The sequence below is a fragment of the Rudaeicoccus suwonensis genome (assembly GCF_007829035.1).
In the GTDB taxonomy this organism is placed as follows: Bacteria; Actinomycetota; Actinomycetes; order Actinomycetales; family Dermatophilaceae; genus Rudaeicoccus; species Rudaeicoccus suwonensis.
In genome coordinates this window covers 599529-615554 of record NZ_VIVQ01000002.1, presented here as the reverse complement: position 1 = coordinate 615554, position 16026 = coordinate 599529, and the positions used below count along the sequence as shown (strand labels likewise).

The following is a 16026-nucleotide window of genomic DNA, read 5'->3' as shown; positions in this document are numbered from 1 at the left end:
TTAGAGGTTCTCCGCTGCTGGCATGCGGTCGGCGAAGGTGATCGCGAACGCGTTGAGGGCTGGTTTCCACCGCATGGTCCAGCGTGCCTGGCCAGTGCCCTTGGGGTCCAGCGACCTGGTCACCAGGTACAAGGTTTTGAGCGCGGCCTGTTCGGTCGGGAAGTGGCCCTTCGTGGTGACCGCACGCCGGTAACGAGCATTCAATGACTCAATCCCGTTGGTGGAGCACAAGACCCGGCGGATCTCGACGTCGTAGTCCAGGAACGGCACGAACCGCTCCCACGCGTCGCGCCACAGCGTCGAGATCGCCGGATATTGGGCTGCCCAGGTCTCTTCGAACTGCTCGAACGCCGCCCACGCCGCATCCCGTGAGGGTGCGGTGTAGATCGGTCGTAGGTCTTTGGCCATTTTCTCCCAGTACTTCTTGGAGGCGTACCGAAACGAGCCACGGATCAGATGGATGATGCAGACTCCCGCTGTCAACCTGGGTGGGTGTGGCGGTGGTGGGTAGTGGGCAGGTGGGGGCGCCGGCGAGGCTGGGGTTGTCTTGCCGGTTGGTGGTGCTGGTGGGGTTATGCCGCGGGTGCTTGGTGGTGGACGCGGGTGGGGTCGAACGGTTCGTGGTCGGTCCAAGCGCGCCACAGGATCCGGGTCCAGCGTGCGCCCAGGCCGCGGTAGGCGCGGTAGCGGCCCTGGCCTGCGTTGCGGGCGTGTTCATAGACGTCGCCTGACCAGGGGTCTTCGCGGGCGGCGACGGTCATCCACCAGTCGATGCTATGCCGTAGTCGTTTGTTCGCGGCGTACCGGAAGCGGACTTGGCGGGTGCGTCCGGATGCGCGGGTGACCGGGGCCAGGCCTGCTTCGGCCAGCAGGGTTGCGGCGGTGGGGAATCGGGCTCTGTCGTCGCCCATTTCCCCGATCATGGTCGCGGCGATCACGGTGGCGATGCCGGGGAAGCTGGTGAAGACTGGCCCGTCAGGGTGTGCGCTGACCAGCGGGGTCAACATCGCGTTGTACGTGCGGATGTTGGTGTTGAGCAGTTCGAGTTGATCGACCAGCATCAAGGCTGCCGTGTGCTTTCCCGTGATCGTGCCGTCAGTTGCGGTGAGTAGGTGCGGACGTAACCGGTCGCACAGGGCTGCTGGCTCGACGCGGCCGGTGTAGCCGTGTCGGGCGCAGAATCGTCGCATCCGGTCTTCGGTGACCCGGGCGGCTGCCGCGGGGGTGGGGTAGTCGCGGATGAACGCCAGGGTGATGTCGCGGTCCAGGGAAGAGAACAGGTGCAACGGCGCGGGGTGGTAGGCCTCCAACGCGGCGCGGAGCCGTGACTCCACGGCGCGTTGCATCACGATGACTCGTTCTCGGTCCCGGGACAACGCTGCGATCTGAGCGGTCAGCGCGGATGGCCGGCTCAGGGGCCGCCAGTGCACGTGTTCATGGCGCAGGGTGTCGGCCAGGACGAACGCGTCGAAGGCGTCGGATTTGGTGTTGGCAACCCGGTATCGTTCCCGGGCCCGAGCGGAGATCTTCGGCGAGATGCAAAACACGCTCTCACCACGGTCAAGGAGGTGCTCGACCAGGATTCCCTCGGCCCGTTCGATGGATACCCGTAGGACTCCTCGAGATGCGAAAGCGTCCAGAAGCCGGTCGATTTCGGTGAACCCGGTTACCGGGTCAAGTCCCTGGTAGTGGTGTAGCGGGGTGCGTTCTCCTTGTTGAGGTTTTAGGTGGTGAGTTGGGGTAGGTGATCAGCTCCGATCTGGGGTTCGGTGCCGGGCGTGGGGGTGATGCGGCATCGGGTGAGGATGTCGAGGCCGAGGTAGCGGCGTCCTTCTGCCCATTCGTCGGTTTGCTCGGCCAGGACGGCTCCGACCAGGCGCACGATCGCGGCCCGGTGGGGGAAGATGCCGACGGAGTCGGTACGGCGGCGGATCTCCCGGTTGAGGCGTTCGGTGGGGTTGTTGGACCAGATCTGGGTCCACACGTCTTTGGGGAACGTGGTGAACGCCAGGATGTCCGCGCGAGCAGCGTCGAGGTGGGCGTGCACGTCGGGCAGCTTCTCCTGGACGTAGTCCAGGAGCCGGTCGAACTGGGCATGCACGCTGGCCGTGTCGGGTTGGTCATACACCGAGTGCAGCATCGCTTTGACTGCTGGCCACATGCTTTTCGGTGTCACGCTCATGAGGTTCGCGGCGTAGTGCGTGCGGCAGCGTTGCCAGGACGCGCCGGGTAGGTTCGCGCCGATCGCTTCCACCAGGCCGTGGTGGGCGTCGGAAGTGACCAGTCGGACACCGCTCAGGCCGCGGGCGACCAAGTCGGCGAAGAACTCCTTCCACGCCGGCCCGGTCTCTGAGGTGGCTACCCGTAGGCCGAGGACTTCGCGGTGGCCGTCCCCGTTGACACCAGTCGCTAACAAGGCGACGGCGTTGATCACCCGCCCGCCTTCACGCACTTTCATCGTGAGCGCGTCAGCGGTCACGAACGTGAACGGACCCGCATCACTCAAGGGCCGGTGCCGGAAGTCCTCGACGATGCCATCGAGATCGGCTGCCATCCGAGACACCTGCGATTTCGACAGTGAGTCGATGCCCAATGTCTTCACCAACTTGTCCATCCGGCGGGTAGACACCCCGGCCAGGTAGCAGTCCGCGACCACGGTGATCAACGCGGACTCGGTGCGTTTGCGTCGTTCCAGCAGCCACTGGGGAAAGTAGGTCCCGGTGCGTAGCTTCGGGATCGCGACGTCGATTGTGCCGACCCTGGTGTCCAAGGGCCGGTGACGGTACCCGTTGCGTTGCGCGGACCGCTCGGGTGAGGGACGACCGTACTCGGCGCCCACGACCGCGTCAGCGTCCGCGGACAACAACGCGTTAATCACCGTTTGCAACAGACTGCGCATCAGATCCGGACTGGCTTCGGACAAGGCCTCGCTCAGCAAGCTGGCAGGGTCGACAATATGTGGTGCGGTCATCGTGATGACTCCATTCGAGAGTGCAGTGAGACGTTCACTCGAAGGATCACGCGGTGGCCGCACCCACGTCCACTACCAGGACGATCACGGCGACCGCGCTACACCACTATGCGGGACTCAACTGGTTACCGTGTGTTCGATTCTTCGTTGGACCTGGATCGTGCCCGTGTGGTCGACGACGCAGATCTGGTGGTGGGTGCCGCCCCAATCGATGCCGGCGAACATCGCGTGCGGATGTTCTGCTTCGGTGGTGACCATGCTGCTCCTTCCGGGAACTTCGGGTCGCCTGATGCCGTATGCGCGGCGGGCTCGACTGTTCGGAACCTCATCTCGGCGCTCAACCCGGAACGGGTAGGCGCTGCTCCCGCTGGCCAATCATGTCGAGCCTGCCCCGCCACGGGCGGACGGGTCTGCGTGTGGACCTCGAGGGCAACTCGTTTGAATCGGTCCTACCCGCGACGGCGCAGACAACCAGCGGGACTATCCCGCCACACCCATGGTGCATAGATGAGGTCTGAACCGTGGCGAGTGGGAAGACCGTGTTCGCGCTGTCGGGCAATCCTTTGAGGCCGTCACACACGATGAAGAACACGTCCGTGACACCGCGGTTCTTCATTTCAGCAAGCACACTCATCCAGAACTTCGCGGACTCACCGTGCCCGGCAGTACCGGCCCACAACCCCAGGACGTCACGCCGGCCCTGCAGATCAACACCGATCGCGGCGTAGAACGGGCGGTTACCGACCTGTCCATCGCGGACCTTGACGTAGATCGCGTCAATGAAGATCGCCGCGTACACCGGCAGCAACGGTCGAGCACACCAGTCGGTCATCTCACCGATGACACGGTCGGTGATCACGCTGATCCGGTCCTTGGACAGGCTCGCGCCGTACACCTCGGCGAAGTGCGCGCTGATCTCACCAGTGGTCAAACCCTTGGCGTATAACGACAACACGATCGTGTCGACATCACCCAGTCGGCGTTGCCGCTTGCGGACGATGACTGGGTCGAAAGAGGCGTCGCGGTCGCGGGGCACCTGGATCGTGACCGGGCCGACGTTGTCGGTCAGCACGGTCTTGGTACGGGTCCCGTTGCGGGAGTTGCCGCCGTCACGGCCCGCCACGGCGTGCTTGTCATAGCCCAAGTGCTGGTTCATCTCCTCATCCAAGGCAGTTTCCAACACCGTCTTGGTCAAGAGCTTCAGTAACCCGTCCGGACCGGTCAGATCATCACCACGAGCACGCGCGGCGCGCACGAGCTGCGCGATCATCGCCCGCTCCGAGGGCATCACCACCGCCGCAGACTCATCCGCCGCGGCAGGTATCGGCGCAGCCTCATCGGCACGAACAGGGACAGCATCATCTTCAAGCGGCACAGCCGCCAGTGTTTCGGTCATCACAAACCTTCCCCGCCAACCACGGTCGGCGTGTCAGGCCAGTTACACCGTTCGCCGGACAGTCCCTCAGAAACCGCTCATCGAGAGTCAGCGTGATCGTCTATCGAGACGGGTGCACCCCTCGCTGGTCGACCTTGAAGGTTTTGTGCTCAGGTAAGTGCTGCCCAGCCGGCGAGAAGGAGATAGGTGATGACCTCTAGGTGCTTTTGAGCGCGACGGATCTTGGGCCGGTCTCGTAGGCGCCCCCCGATTGCATCGGAGGCCAGGGCAAGGGCGATATCCCAGACCGCTCCGAGGAACCAAAAGATCGCGCCGAGCAGCAGCATTTGCACCGCGGCAGGACCGCGGCCGGGGTGCACGAATTGGGGAAAGAGGGCGAGGAAGAAGATCACCATCTTTGGGTTCGCTAGCGCGACCACGAAACCGCGGCCAGCGCCGCGCAGTCCCTGTCCGGCGGGCAAGTGCCCCTGGGACGGTTCCGGCGGGTTGTGGTCTCGGCCGCGCAACGCTTGCGCCGCGAGCCAGATCAGGTACGCGACTCCTGCCCACCGGATGAGTGCATACACCGTCGGCGAGGATGCCAGCAGCGTCGCTAGTCCGGCGGCGGTCGCCACGACACGCACCGCCGAAGCGGTCTCCACACCGGTGACCGCAGCCATTGCGTAGCGGCGACCCCTACTCAACCCGCAGCTGAGTATCAACATGTTCGATGGTCCTGGGACAAGAACTACGCCCAGACACACGACGAGGAACATCAACAGCGTGGATGCGGTAGGCATGGTTCCTGTCTAGTGCCTTGCAAGCACCAATAAAAGCGCAACATTATGGTGCCCAGAGTAAGGAGGACTGATGCTCGATTTGCTTCGCCTACGAACCTTGCAACGCTTCGGCGAGTTCGGCACGATCAGCGCCACCGCCGCCGCTCTTGGATACACCCCGTCCGCGGTGTCGCAACAACTAGCGGGGCTAGAGCGCGAGATGGGGACCGCGCTGATCGAACGCACGGCCCGCTCTGCTTCCCTCACTCCTGCTGGCCGCGCACTCGTAGCACGCTCGAAAGATCTTCTCGCCCTCGCTGAGGACATCGAATCGGAACTAGCGCACTTGGCTGGCACCGTTACCGGCAGATTGGTCATCACGACCATCCCCAACCTGGCGGCCGTCGTCGCAACGAGCCTGATCAGTCTCCAGGCGGACCACCCCGGTTTAGATCTAACACTCAAAGAGAGCAGCGCGGAGACCGCGCTGCTCGACGTCACATCGCACCGCTCGGACTTAGCCGTCATCGACTCATGGGCATCCCCACCGGCATCACCCCCAGAAGGACTACGCCCCTACCTGCTCCACACCGACCCCATCCACCTGACCTACCCAGCCACCGCCGGCCGTTACAACGCCCCACAGACACGTGAAGAACTCGCCCAACTCATCAGCAGCCACGTGTGGATATCCGCTCCGCGCGGCCACGGATCTCGAATCGCAGGAGACCACTTCCTCGAGCAGCTACAAGCCGAGCCCCTCCGGCGGTGGGAGTTCGAAGGACTCCTGACGATCGCCGACCTCGTCAGCGCCGAGGCAGGCGTGGCACTACTGCCCGAACTCGTCACCCGCGCCCATCAGGAACGCCTAGGCCGCACAACCCTTCCCCGGCCCATGAACCGCCGCCTCACTGCCGTGACCCGACATACCGCGCAACAACAACCCGCCATCACCGCCGCGATCAGCTCGATACGCCACTCACTCCGCAACCCCAGCAACGAACCGCACAGCTAGACACGCCGCACGTCGTCCGGCGCGACCCACACCCCCTGCACCGGCGCGACTCGTGGATGCCAGAGCTTGACGGACACGTGTCGCTGAGTCCACCGGTCAGGTCGGCCGCGGCACCATTCCTCGCCGTCATCCCACACCAATCGGACCTCGACCTCGATCGGCTCAGGTGCCAGCTTCACTGCCCGCGGATACTTCGGCCAGGACGCATTCAGCAGTCGATCCGGCCCGCGGGGCGGCTCCATTCCCGGACCCTGCGCGATTGACACCTAGCCGTCAATTCCTCGCCGCAGGCGCTCCAGCGCCGCTCTCGCGTCGAGCCCGCCGAAAACGTCGCCGACACTGGCCGGCGGCCGATCAGCCCCAACCTCATCGAGAATCTCGGGCTGCTCGCTCGATTCGGTGAGCACGGGTTGAAGCCACTGATTCCGCCGGTCGACCGCCTCGACCAGACGCCGGTAAGCGTCGGAATTGCGGGGCGCCGCCAACCAGGCTGTCGCAGCGATCGCGACGTCATGGTCATGCCAGGAGGAATCTCTGGCGCCTGCTCGGGTCACGTCAGCAGTCTCACCAGGGTCTGTGTCGTCGCACAAGCCCAGCAGTGCCCGCAGGTCGACCCGCTGCGAATCTGTCACGTTAGCGATCCCCCTACTGAACACTCCGCGACCCGATCCGATCATCACGACCCTGCGAACGGACCGAGGCTCGGGAGGGGCGAAAACCTCTTATCGAGAGTATGCGTCGCGTGGGGTGCGGGCAGTGTGGATGATCCGAAGACGATCCCTCTAGCAAGCGGTTGAGGCGGCGGTCATGGCACGGATGGCGTGCACCGACACAATGGCGATGTGTTTCCCGTTGAATTTTCCGATCCGGACGGTGTGCGGTGGGCACCCGAGCGACCGACAGGCACCGGCGTCCTGGTTCTTGCGGGCTCCAGCGGCCGGATCGATACCGATCGAGCGCGGATATTCGCTGAACATGGATGCTTGGCGGAGTCGACCCGATGGTTCGGTGGCACCGGCCAGCACACCAGCCCCTGGGAGATCCCACTCGAAACGTTCTTTCAACGCATCGACTGGTTGAAGACTGAGTGTGACCGGGTGTGGGTCGCCGGTACCTCGTTCGGGTCGGAAGCGGCACTGCTGGTCGGCGCACTGTCTGATGACGTCGCGGAAGTCATCGCGTTCGCGCCCTCTGACGTCGTGTGGGCCGGCTACGACGGCGACCGCGAAACATCGCACTGGACACTCCGCGGCCAGGCACTGCCGTACGTGCCGTTCGACTGGAACGAGCACGTGGCACAGACCCCGGCCCACTTCCGACCCTTGTACGAAAAGTCCTGGAGCACAGCAGGACACGCTGCCACCACCGCGCGAATCCCAGTGGAACATATCAACCGCTTAGTGCTGGTTGCCGGCGGGGACGATCAAGTCTGGCCCAGTGTCGCGCACGCCCAGCGAATCGTTGCGCATCGTGCACAGGCAGGCCTCGTGACCCAGCTGATCGTCCATCCTCACGCTGGGCACCGCACCATCCTCCCCGGCGAGCACCCAGTCACAACGGGCGCGACCATGATGCGGGGTGGGAACGAAAACGCTGATCGCGAACTCGGGTCTCAAGCATGGCCCGTCATCCTGAACGAACTCACCACAACCCGTTAAGGACCAGCACTTCCGCTGTCTCGACAGAGAATGCTCAATCGACGACGAGTTTCTTGTCTCTGTCGGTGCTAGGTGGAACGGGCAGAACACCCGCAAAGTCGTGCACGACCTGATCCCCCCAACAGGTCAAAACTGTTTATCAAGAGTCAGCGTCGCAGGAATTGCGGATAATTGGGACCGCACAAGAACAAGACGAACAGTGACGCGAGCAGCGTGACATCCCGTTTGCTGACCCTCGACTGGTGCCGTCTGAGCAGGACGAACAACGACCCGACCACGGACGCCAATCCCATCAGCGCAGCGACAAGAGCGGTCGTACCCAGCGCATCTGCGGGAATCAGCGCCACCAGTGAGACGACCAGACTGTTCACGAAGGTCGTGAGTGCAGCTTGGGCACGAACCCGATACAACTCCGGCGGGATGGCGGCCGCAGCGGATTTGTCGCCGGCGACGGAAACCGCGACGAAGAGCAGACCGATGAGCGCACCGGCCACCCCAGTCGAACCGAGAAAGAACTCGTGCAGATTCTCAGGACTCATGTTGCTCACGCCCTCCGGCTGATCGCGATCGCGCCGCCGAGGGCTGATTTCCCCGTGCTCCCCATCGGGCCATCATTCCGCAACTGCGTCGACACCCGTTGCGGCCTCCGAGGACGACCTCATCGCAGGGTCGCCGCAAGTTCGTTCGGGGTGAGCTCGCGATCGGCATAGACCAGGCGAGTAGCCAAGATTCCAGAAGGCACCCGCCCGCACGGTGCATCCGCAGTGCCCGAGCATCGCGGAATCGTCCAGCGTCCGCACGATCCACATGCCGAAGCCGTCGTTCGCCCAGCCGTCGATCCAGCGCTGCAGCATCACTTCGGTCGTCGCCGGTTCGGTATGCCGATGACTCGGGTAATGCGTCCACACTCGCGGGTCGCTGTAGATGGCGAACAATTCGGCCAGGTCGCTGTGCCGCGGACGATCGAGCGAGAGCCGTGCAGTGCGCATGCGTGAAGGCTATGCCGCAGCGCTGACACTCCCCACTAGCCGCAGCCACTCCGACATCACTCTGCAATGCCCCAACATGTGGGCCATTGCAGAGCAACTGAAAGAAAGCTGCTTTGCTGTAATACCGCTGAGCGGCAGTATGATCTACGTATGACAACGTCGCCCGCCCCGCGTTACGTCGGCGTCCAGAGCCGCGGCACTGTTGCGCTCCCGGCCGACATTCGTCGGCGGCTTCACCTGGACGAACCGGGCGCGCAGTTGGAGATCACCGAGCGCGCCGACGGCGTGATCGAGCTACGCCCGGCCTTGCCTGTCCCCGCAGATCAGCGGTGGTTCTGGGCCGAACGCTGGCAGCAGCGCGAGCGCGAGGTCGATGAGCACACCTCAGCGGGCAACGTGACAGTTCACGAATCCACCGATGCATTCCTGAAGCACCTCGACGACCTCGACTCCGAGTGAAATTCGAAACGACTGCTGCGTTCGACAGCGACTACAAGCGACTGAAACGTGAGCACGCTGCCGCCTTCCGAAAGGTCGTTCAAGAGAAGTTCGCGCCGGCATGTGATGCCTTCGCCCAAGACCCGGCAACGCCATGGCCGCAATCGTTGCGCATCAAATCCGTGCGATCGGCTCCCGGCATCTTGGAGATGACGTGGTCGTTTGCCAGCGCGGACGGCCGAGCGACGGTCGAACTGATCACCGTCGATGGTGAACTGCGATGCCGCTGGCGACGCGTCGGCGACCACGATGACTTCACCTCGCCCTGACGAGGCATTGGGGGTGATCGACCGCGACAGCGCTCGTCAGTGTGCGATGCGCCCGGCGACGTAGACCTTCCGCAGCGTGCGTATGACGGTCCATGTCGTCCGCTCACCCTCGTGCAGCTGCACGAGGGTCCCGGGCCGCAACGCGAGCGTCGTGCCGTCCTCGAAGGTCACCGAACCCTCTCCCGCGACCACCAGGAAGCACTCGTCCTGCTCGACATCGGTGACGATGCCCGGCGTCATCTCCCACAGGCCGATGTCCAGGCCGTCGTCGGCGACAGCGTCGCCATCACCGTCACCGCCGAACTCCGTGTATGCCGCAGTCGGCTCTCCCTGCACGACGCTCGTGCCCGGCGGACACGACTGCGCCAACTCGCCCGCAGTCACATCGGGAACGTACAACCGCTGTCTCATCGGAACATCCTCACGTCATACGTCTCGGTCGGTGGCCGGTCGGGGTGCGCTGTCACGCACCGGCCGGCACACGCTCGGCCACCAGCAGACCGGAGCGCATGGCCTGCTCGGTGTCGACGCCGGGGCCGAGGTCGACCAGGTCGCTGAACACCGGAGCATCGGCTTCGCCCTTCTTCAGCGTGCGCTTGGCCAGCGGGTAAAACAGCAGGCCGAGCACCAGGATCACGATGCCGATCCAGAAGGCTGCGGGCTCCTGGGTCAAGCTGCTCCAGGCAAGCCAGATCGTGAAAACCGTTGGAAAGACGACCAGTCCGACAGCTCCGAGCATTCCGCCGGGCACGCGGTAGGGCCGCGCCATACCCGGCAGTTTGCGGCGCAACGCGATGAAGGCGGCGAACTCGAGCAGGATCGCGGCCATGTTCGTCAGCACATCGGCATCGACCAGCGCGGAGAAATCCATCGTGCAGAAGACCGCGAAGATGACGCAGGACAGGATGATCGCAGCTGCGGGTGTCTTGTGCTTCGGGTGATCCTTGGCGACCCACTTGGGCAGATAGCCGTCGGCCGCAAGCACCCGCGGCACGCGTGACCCGCTCATCAGCAACGAGGAGAACAGTCCGACCTGTGCGATCATCACGCCGATCGACAGCACCCAGAACAGCCACGGCCCGGCGAGCAACCGGGCGACATTCGCGAAGTCGCCGTCCTGCCAGTCAGCGTCGTTCTTGTGCAGACCCGACCCGAGCGCCGCGATCATCGGCAGCACGTAGCTGATCGTGATCAGCGGGATCGCAATCATCAAGGCCCGCCGGAAGGTTCGCCGTGGCTCGTCGACCTCGGGCAGCACCGTCGACGGGTTCTCCCAGCCGATGTAGTTCCAGATGACCACACCCAGGCAGGCGCCGAAGGCGTTGAAGTTGCTCTGCCCCGGCAGCGTGAACGGTGACGTGGCGTCACTCCACGTGCCGTGTTGCATGATGTGCACGATCCCGTAGACGGACAGCACCGCGAACGGCAGCAGCACCACGACCATCAGCAACAGCGAACTGTCGCCGACAAGGCGCGACCCGCGAATGTTCAACCACGCCAACGGAATCATGAAGGCCACCGCGACAACCCAGTGCGTGTCGATGCTGAATTGGCCGTTGAAGAACGAGAACCACACGTGCCGACCGCGGGACACGCCGCCCCAGTAGTTGGCGAGGTAGTCGGCGAAGACGATCGGGTAGAGCGCGGTGTCCAGGAAGCTGTTCATCCACTGCCAGGCACCCTCGGTGAAGGCCGCGAATTTGCCGAGACCGACCTTGACCCAGTAGTAGTACCCGCCTTCCACCGGCAGCGCCGAGCCGAGTTCGGCAGCCATCAGCGAGCATGGGATGCCGAACAGCACCGGGATCACCAGCAGCATGAGCATCGTCATGCCGGCGCCGCCGCTGCTGACGCTCTCCTCCAGGCCGAACGGCCCACCGGACACGCTGAAGAAGATCAGGCCGACCAGCGGGAGGGTGCGCACCTGACGCTTGAGCACGTCGACCGAGCGCAGCGCGGCCCCACCATCACCTGCGCCGGCCGGACCGGACGTCGGGTGCGCGGACTTCTCCACCGTCATGAGTCGAATCCCAACCCGAGGCGATCCAGCGAACGCAGCCACAGATTGCGCCGGCCCTCATGCGCGTCGGCCCGCGCGAGCGCACCGCGCGTCAGCTGAATTCCCGCATACGCCAACGGTTCTGGTGGGAACGGCAGTGGCTTGGTGCGCACGATCGGAGAGCGGGTGACCTCGGTGTCGCGGCCGTCGAGCAGGTCGAGCATCGCCTGCGCGCCGAAGCGCGTCGCGCCGACACCGAGGCCGGTGTAGCCGAGGCTGTACGCGACCTTCCCACCGGCAGCCGTCCCGGCGAAGGAGAAGAAGCGCGTGCACGTGTCGATCGCGCCGCCCCAGCGGTGGCTGAACCGGATTCCGGCCAGCTGCGGGAAGGTCTGCACGAAATGACCGGCGAGCGTCTCGTAGGTCGCGGGGCGGTCGTCATACTCGGGCTTCACCTGACGACCGAAGTGGTAGATCGCGTCGTACCCGCCCCACAGGATGCGGTTGTCGGCGGTGAGCCGGTAGTAGTGGAACTGGTTGCCGCTGTCGCCGAAGCCTTGCCGGTTGCGCCAGCCGATGGATTCCAGCTGCGCGTCCGTGAGTGGCTCGGTCACCAGCACGTAGTCATAGACGGGCACGGTGAACAACCTCAGCCGCTTCAACAAGGGCTGAAAGACATTGGTGCCCAACGCAACCCGCTCGGCACGTATGACGCCGTGGTCGGCTCGCAACTCGACGGTGGACGATTCCGCGTTGAGCGATCGGACGGGGGTCTGCTCGATGATCCGCACGCCGAGCGATTCGGCGGCGGCCGCCAGCCCCCAGGCCAGCTTCGCCGGGTCGAGCATCGCCACACCGGTCTTGTCCCACGCCCCACCGAGGAAGGTCGGCGAGTCCAGCTCGGCACGTATGGCGGCGGCATCGAGCACGTCGTCGCCGTCGCCCAACTCTGCCAACTGGTACGGCTGTGTTGCGACGTCGACTTCGCCGGTCCGCTCGAAATCGCAGTCGATGCCGAGGCGTTCGACGGTGGCCTCGATCGCGTCGAGGTTCGCCATACCGAGTCGCTCGATCTCAGGCATCGCGGCCTCACCGAAGCGGGTCGCGCCGTTGTCGTAACCGTGCGTCAGGCTGGCCGCGCAGAATCCGCCGTTGCGACCGCTGGCCGCCCACGCCAACCGGTCGCCTTCGACCAGCACGACATCCCGCGAGGGGTCGGCCTCCTTGGCCAGCAGGGCCGTCCACAAACCACTGAATCCGCCGCCGACGACGGCCAGGTCACAGTTCAGGTCGCCGGTCAGCGGTTCGCGCGCAGCAGGTCGCTCGGCCCGGTCGAGCCAGAACGGAATGCGTCGCGCATCGCGGTACATCGCTTCGTAGGACACGCGAAAGTCACCCTCTTCATTGGGTTTTCGTTCGAATGGGTCGCAGGGATCAGGCCGCGATCGGGTATGCCGACAGGCCCGGGCGGGCTGCCCGGGTCACGGCATACACAAGGTCAGGCGTCGCAGAAGGAGTCTGCGACGTCGAGCGCCTCGTCGAGGATCGCCAGACCCTCGCGGACCTCGGCCTCGGTGGTGGTGCACGGCGGCACGACGTGGGTGCGGTTGAAGTGCGTCATCGGCCACATGCCGCGCGCCTTGCAGGCAGCGGCGAAGTCGTTCATCGGCGTGGCGGCGGCACCCGAGGCGTTGTAGGGCACGAGGGGTTCGCGCGTCGTCTTGTCCTTGACCAACTCCACCGCCCAGAACACACCGAGCCCGCGGACCTCACCGACAGACGGGTGCTTGTCGGCGATCTTCTCCAGCTCCGGGCCGATCACATCGGTGCCGAGGAAGCGCGCATTCTCAAGGATCTTCTCGTCCTTGAAGATCTCGATCGACGCGACCGCCGAGGCGCACGCCAGCGGATGTCCTTGGTACGTCAGGCCGCCCGGGTAGACGCGGTCGTCGAAGGTGCTCGCGACGACGTCGGACACGATCACGCCACCGAGCGGCACATAGCCGGAGTTCACGCCCTTGGCGAAGGTGATCAGGTCCGGCACGACATCCCAGTGATGCACGGCGAACCACTCGCCGCACCGGCCGAAGCCGGCCATGACCTCGTCGGCGATCAGCAGGATGCCGTGCTCGTCGCAGAGCTGTCGCACACCTGCCAGGTATCCCGGAGGCGGCACGAGGACACCGTTGGTCCCCACGACCGGTTCGAGGATGATCGCGGCGATGGTGCCGGCACCTTCGACCATGATCGTGTCGCGCAGGTGCTGCAGCGCACGCTCGGTCTCCTGCTCCGGAGTCTGCGAATAGAACGCCGACCGGTAGGGGTACGGCCCCCAGAAGTGCACGATGCCCGGCACGGTGAAGGGCTCGGTGCCCCAGCGCCTCGGGTCACCGGTCAGACCGATCACCCCGTGCGTCGCGCCGTGGTAACTGCGGTATGCCGCAAGGACTTTCGGCCGTCCGGTGTGCAACCGCGCCATCCGGATGGCGTTCTCGTTGGCCTCGGCTCCACCGTTGGTGAAGAACACGCTGCGGAAGCTCGGACCGGCCAGTTCGGTGATCAGTCGTGCGGCCTCCGAGCGCGCATCATTGGCGAAGGCCGGCTGGATGGTCGCGAGCTTTGCGACATACTCCTGGATCGCCGCGATCAGCCGCGGGTGCTGGTAGCCGATGTTGACGTTGACCAACTGCGAGGAGAAGTCGAGATAGCGATTGCCCTCGTAGTCGGTGAAATACGAGCCCTGCGCGGACGCGATCGGCAGCGGGTCGATCTTCGCCTGCGCGGACCACGAGTGGAAGACGTGCGCCCGGTCCAGGCTGCGGACCTCGGACTCCTGGGTGGGGATTCCGGCCAACGGGTTGCTCATGGTGTGCCTTTCGGGTTGCGGGCCGTACGACCGCCGCTCGGCGACGACTGGTGGAGGTGGTGGCGACCTCAGCGGGTGCGGGGGAAGCCGAGATCGACCGACGATGTCGCCGGGTCGGGCCACCGTGACGTGACCACCTTGCCGCGCGTGTAGAAGTTGATGCCCTCCGGGCCGTACATGTGGGTGTCGCCGAACAGCGAGGCCTTCCAGCCGCCGAACGAGTAGTAGGCGACCGGCACCGGGATCGGCACGTTGATGCCGACCATGCCGACCTCGACGTCGAACTGGAACTGCCGCGCCGCGCCGCCGTCGCGCGTGAAGATGGCGGTGCCGTTGGCGAACGGGTTGGCGTTGATCAGCGCCAGGCCCTCCTCGTAGGTGTCGACGCGGACGACGTCGAGCACCGGCCCGAAGATCTCGTCGGTGTAGACGCTCATCTGGGTGGTCACGTTGTCCAGCAACGTGGTGCCGAGGAAGAAGCCGCCTTCGGGCAGGTCGCCGGTGCGTCCGTCGACGACGACCGTGGCGCCGGATTCCTCTCCGGCGTCGATGTATCCGGCCACCTTGTCACGGTGCTCGGCGGTGATGAGCGGACCCATGTCGGTGCCTGGCTTCGTGCCGTCGCCGACGACCAGCTTCGGCAGTCGGGTGGCGATCGCGTCGACGAGTTTGTCGGCCACGTCACCGACGGCCACGGCGACGGACAGCGCCATACAGCGCTCACCGGCCGCGCCGTATGCCGCTGACACGATCGCGTCGGCGGCAACGCCGAGGTCGGCGTCGGGCAGCACCAGCGCGTGGTTCTTGGCGCCGCCGAGGGCCTGCACACGCTTGCCCGCGGCGGTGCCGGTTTCGTAGATGTACTTCGCGATCGGCGTCGAGCCGACGAAGCTGATCGCCGCGATGGACTCGTGGGCCAGCAGCGCATCGACGGCGTCCTTGCCGCCCTGTATGACGGTGAACACTCCGTCGGGCAGCCCTGCCTCCTGCCACGCCTTCGCCAACCAGAGCGAAGCCGACGGATCCTTCTCGCTGGGCTTGAGCACGAAGGCGTTGCCTGCGGCGATCGCATTGGCGCACATCCACAGCGGCACCATGGCGGGGAAGTTGAACGGGGTGATGCCGGCGACGACGCCGAGCGGCTGACGGATCGAGTAGACGTCGACCCCTGAGGCGGCCTGCTCGCTGAAGCCGCCCTTGAGCAATTCCGGCACACCGCAGGCGTATTCGACGTTTTCCAGGCCGCGGGCGATCTCGCCGTGCGCGTCGGCGAGCACTTTGCCGTGCTCGGCGGTGATGATCGCGGCGAGCTCGTCGGAGCGGTCGTGGAGGATCTGCCGGAAGGCGAACAGCACGGCGCTGCGCTTGGACAACGACGACAGACGCCACTCGCGGGCGGCCTCGGTCGCGCTGCGGACGGCATCGTCGATCTCGGCCGGCGTCGCGAACTCGAGCGCACCGGTCTGCTCACCGGTCGCGGGGTTGAACACGGGGGACGTTGTCGCAGCGTCCGACGTGACGAGATGTCCGTTGATCCACTGCCCGATGCGCTCAGTCATAACCGCAACGTACGACATGGTGACGCGCGACACAATGCCTATTTTGAT

At 65.1% G+C, this 16026-nt stretch carries 17 protein-coding genes and 2 pseudogenes; 4 read left to right on the top strand and 15 right to left on the bottom strand.

Annotated features, from left to right (window positions below; genetic code table 11):
- The 6 genes and pseudogenes from BKA23_RS14075 to BKA23_RS14050 form a co-directional block, all read right to left on the bottom strand.
- Positions 1-474 (bottom strand): annotated as a pseudogene (locus BKA23_RS14075) (transposase); the annotation flags it as partial.
- 98 nt (positions 475-572) lie between these two features.
- Positions 573-1640 carry an IS110 family transposase gene (locus tag BKA23_RS14070; RefSeq protein ID WP_281287568.1) on the bottom strand — a complete coding sequence of 356 codons (1068 nt, stop codon included), beginning with the start codon at positions 1638-1640 and terminating at the stop codon, positions 573-575.
- A gap of 83 nt (positions 1641-1723) precedes the next feature.
- Positions 1724-2971 carry an IS256 family transposase gene (locus tag BKA23_RS14065; protein WP_145224741.1) on the bottom strand — a complete coding sequence of 416 codons (1248 nt, stop codon included), beginning with the start codon at positions 2969-2971 and terminating at the stop codon, positions 1724-1726.
- 117 nt (positions 2972-3088) lie between these two features.
- Positions 3089-3229, bottom strand: coding sequence for an IS110 family transposase (locus BKA23_RS14060; RefSeq protein ID WP_145229489.1), 141 nt, complete (start codon positions 3227-3229; stop codon positions 3089-3091).
- Positions 3230-3470: 241 nt separating this feature from the next.
- Positions 3471-4259, bottom strand: a pseudogene (locus BKA23_RS14055) (IS256 family transposase); the annotation flags it as partial.
- A 257-nt stretch (positions 4260-4516) separates the two neighbouring features.
- Entirely contained in the window at positions 4517-5122 is a 606-nt protein-coding gene (locus BKA23_RS14050) for a LysE family translocator (RefSeq protein WP_281287567.1), read from the bottom strand.
- Positions 5123-5216: 94 nt separating this feature from the next.
- On the opposite strand from BKA23_RS14050, the gene BKA23_RS14045 reads away from it, so the two are divergent.
- A complete protein-coding gene (locus BKA23_RS14045) occupies positions 5217-6140 on the top strand; it encodes a LysR family transcriptional regulator (protein ID WP_145229485.1) in 924 nt (307 codons plus the stop codon).
- On the opposite strand, the gene BKA23_RS14040 is transcribed toward BKA23_RS14045, so the two are convergent.
- Together BKA23_RS14040 and BKA23_RS14035 are read right to left on the bottom strand one after the other, a co-directional pair.
- A complete protein-coding gene (locus BKA23_RS14040; RefSeq protein ID WP_145229484.1) occupies positions 6137-6382 on the bottom strand; it encodes a hypothetical protein in 246 nt (81 codons plus the stop codon). The two genes, BKA23_RS14045 and BKA23_RS14040, sit on opposite strands and share 4 nt — an antisense overlap.
- Positions 6383-6406: 24 nt before the next feature.
- A complete protein-coding gene (locus tag BKA23_RS14035; RefSeq protein ID WP_145229481.1) occupies positions 6407-6772 on the bottom strand; it encodes a hypothetical protein in 366 nt (121 codons plus the stop codon).
- 210 nt (positions 6773-6982) lie between these two features.
- Here BKA23_RS14035 and BKA23_RS14030 point away from each other — a divergent pair, with 210 nt between their 5' ends.
- On the top strand, positions 6983-7798 hold the full coding sequence (locus tag BKA23_RS14030; protein WP_170226542.1) for an acyl-CoA thioester hydrolase/BAAT C-terminal domain-containing protein: 816 nt from the start codon (positions 6983-6985) through the stop codon (positions 7796-7798).
- A gap of 146 nt (positions 7799-7944) precedes the next feature.
- Here the strand turns inward: BKA23_RS14030 and BKA23_RS14025 are convergent, their stop codons facing one another.
- Complete coding sequence (locus BKA23_RS14025) at positions 7945-8337, bottom strand: DUF3290 domain-containing protein (RefSeq protein ID WP_145229477.1); 393 nt, start codon at positions 8335-8337, stop codon at positions 7945-7947.
- A 72-nt stretch (positions 8338-8409) separates the two neighbouring features.
- Entirely contained in the window at positions 8410-8787 is a 378-nt protein-coding gene (locus tag BKA23_RS14020) for a GNAT family N-acetyltransferase (RefSeq protein ID WP_145229475.1), read from the bottom strand.
- A 150-nt stretch (positions 8788-8937) separates the two neighbouring features.
- Between BKA23_RS14020 and BKA23_RS14015 the strand changes: the two genes are divergently transcribed.
- Complete coding sequence (locus BKA23_RS14015) at positions 8938-9246, top strand: AbrB/MazE/SpoVT family DNA-binding domain-containing protein (protein ID WP_145229473.1); 309 nt, start codon at positions 8938-8940, stop codon at positions 9244-9246.
- Positions 9243-9554 (top strand): hypothetical protein, encoded by a 312-nt coding sequence (locus tag BKA23_RS14010; RefSeq protein ID WP_145229471.1) that lies wholly within the window; start codon positions 9243-9245, stop codon positions 9552-9554. Before BKA23_RS14015 ends, BKA23_RS14010 begins: the two co-directional genes overlap by 4 nt.
- 36 nt (positions 9555-9590) lie before the next feature.
- Here the strand turns inward: BKA23_RS14010 and BKA23_RS14005 are convergent, their stop codons facing one another.
- The 5 genes from BKA23_RS14005 to BKA23_RS13985 form a co-directional block, all read right to left on the bottom strand.
- Positions 9591-9965 (bottom strand): cupin domain-containing protein, encoded by a 375-nt coding sequence (locus tag BKA23_RS14005; protein WP_145229469.1) that lies wholly within the window; start codon positions 9963-9965, stop codon positions 9591-9593.
- A 52-nt stretch (positions 9966-10017) separates the two neighbouring features.
- A complete protein-coding gene (locus BKA23_RS14000) occupies positions 10018-11574 on the bottom strand; it encodes an APC family permease (RefSeq protein WP_145229467.1) in 1557 nt (518 codons plus the stop codon).
- On the bottom strand, positions 11571-12938 hold the full coding sequence (locus BKA23_RS13995; RefSeq protein WP_246104662.1) for an NAD(P)/FAD-dependent oxidoreductase: 1368 nt from the start codon (positions 12936-12938) through the stop codon (positions 11571-11573). The genes BKA23_RS14000 and BKA23_RS13995 overlap by 4 nt, the downstream gene beginning before the upstream one ends.
- 113 nt (positions 12939-13051) lie before the next feature.
- A complete protein-coding gene (locus BKA23_RS13990) occupies positions 13052-14419 on the bottom strand; it encodes an aspartate aminotransferase family protein (RefSeq protein WP_145229465.1) in 1368 nt (455 codons plus the stop codon).
- 68 nt (positions 14420-14487) lie between these two features.
- Entirely contained in the window at positions 14488-15978 is a 1491-nt protein-coding gene (locus BKA23_RS13985) for a CoA-acylating methylmalonate-semialdehyde dehydrogenase (RefSeq protein WP_145229463.1), read from the bottom strand.
- Positions 15979-16026: the final 48 nt, after the last annotated feature.